We start from the raw sequence: 1,471 nt of genomic DNA, 5'->3' as shown, positions 1-1,471 counted from the left end.
ACCTTGATGTCCGGAAACTCCTTTTTCAGGGTTTCGACAAAGCCTTTTTCGCGCGTGTCGGACACGAAGTTGCCACGCGAACCGACGAGCAGGGCGACTTCGCCCTTGCCGCCAAGCGACTTGCCGAGCGCGCGGGCAACCATCGACATGTTGTCGTAGTCCGGATAGAGCGTCGAATAGTTCGAGCCTGCCTCGACCTTGTTGCCCATGGTGATCACCGGAATGCCGGCGGCGGTGGCTTTCTGGATCACCGGAATGACCGCGTTCTTGTCGATCGGATCGATCAGGATCGCGCTGACGCCCTGATTGATGAAATTCTCGATGATGCTGACCTGTTTTTCCAGGCTACCCTCGGCACTCTGCCAGGTGGATTTCACCCCATAGTCGGCGGCAGCCACGTCGCCGGCTTCCTTCATGCGGACAAAGAAGGAGTTCTGCAAGTCGATTGCCGCAAGTCCAAGAACCTTTTCCGCGGCAAGCGAGGGCGTTGCGATGGCGAGTGCAAGCAGAGCAATGGATGCTTTCAGGGAAATGCGCATGTTTCAGTTCTCCTCTTGTTGCGACAGGACGATTCTTCGCCTCTTTTTCATGTCCCGCACGACGACCGTCCCAGCGACAGGCATTCCGGCGGTATTCCGCGGCACTCGTGCCGTATCCATGTCGGGCCGCGTCTTGCGTGGACCGGCCTTTCTCGACCTCAGCCGTTCAGGCCTTCGACACCGGCGCCGCAGACAAGCCCGGCGATGCGGGCGCCGCGCGGTGGCTTGAAAGCTCCGCTCATCAACGCGGCCAGCGATGCCGCGCCGCTGAGGTCGGCGGCGATGCCGAATTCGAACCAGAGCAATTCAGCGGCTTTCTGCATGTCCGCATCCTCGACAAGGACGATGTCGTCGACGTGCTTGGCGACGATCTCGTAGATACTTTCGTCCGTGCGGCCGCAGGCCATGGTCGCCACCTTCGTCGTTATCTCGGGCAAGCGAACGACACGGCCGGCAGTCAGGGAGGCGTGAAGGGTCGGTGAACCGGTCGGCTCGACACCAACGATCCTGGCGTCGGGTTTGACGTGCTTCAGGACTTCGGACATGCCACTGATGAGGCCGCCTCCGCCGATCGCGACGATGTAGATGTCGGCATCGGGAATCTGGTCGACCATCTCCAGCGCCACGGTTCCCTGGCCGGACACGATCTGCGCATCGGCGAAGGGATGCATGTAGAAGGCGCCGCGCGCTTTTGCCTCGGCCAATGCAGCCTCATGCGCTTCATCCCAGACCTTGCCTTCGAAGCGAACGTCAGCGCCCCATTTGCGCAGCTTTTCCGCCTTCAGCGGGCTTGCATTGTTCGGCAGGTAGATGGTGGCGGGAGCGCCGGCCCGGGCAGCCACATAGGCGGTGGCCAGGCCGTGATTGCCGCCGGATGCGGCGACCAGTCCGTTTTCGATCCGGCCCGGCTCGAGCGTTTTCACCCGGTTCGT

2 protein-coding genes are annotated in these 1,471 nt (G+C 61.7%); both read right to left on the bottom strand.

What is annotated here, in order from left to right; genetic code table 11:
• A partial coding sequence (locus EN991_RS09415) for a sugar ABC transporter substrate-binding protein (protein WP_164768941.1) occupies window positions 1-539 on the bottom strand: 539 nt, incomplete at its 3' end.
• A gap of 158 nt (window positions 540-697) precedes the next feature.
• Window positions 698-1,471, bottom strand: a 774-nt coding sequence (locus tag EN991_RS09410) for a pyridoxal-phosphate dependent enzyme (RefSeq protein WP_206519182.1), incomplete at its 5' end; no start/stop codon positions are given.

Source organism: Mesorhizobium sp. M7A.F.Ca.US.005.03.2.1 (assembly GCF_003997795.1).
Classification (GTDB): domain Bacteria; phylum Pseudomonadota; class Alphaproteobacteria; order Rhizobiales; family Rhizobiaceae; genus Mesorhizobium; species Mesorhizobium ciceri.
The sequence above is the reverse complement of the archived record's forward strand: the minus strand, read 5'-3'. Positions and strand labels throughout refer to the sequence as shown.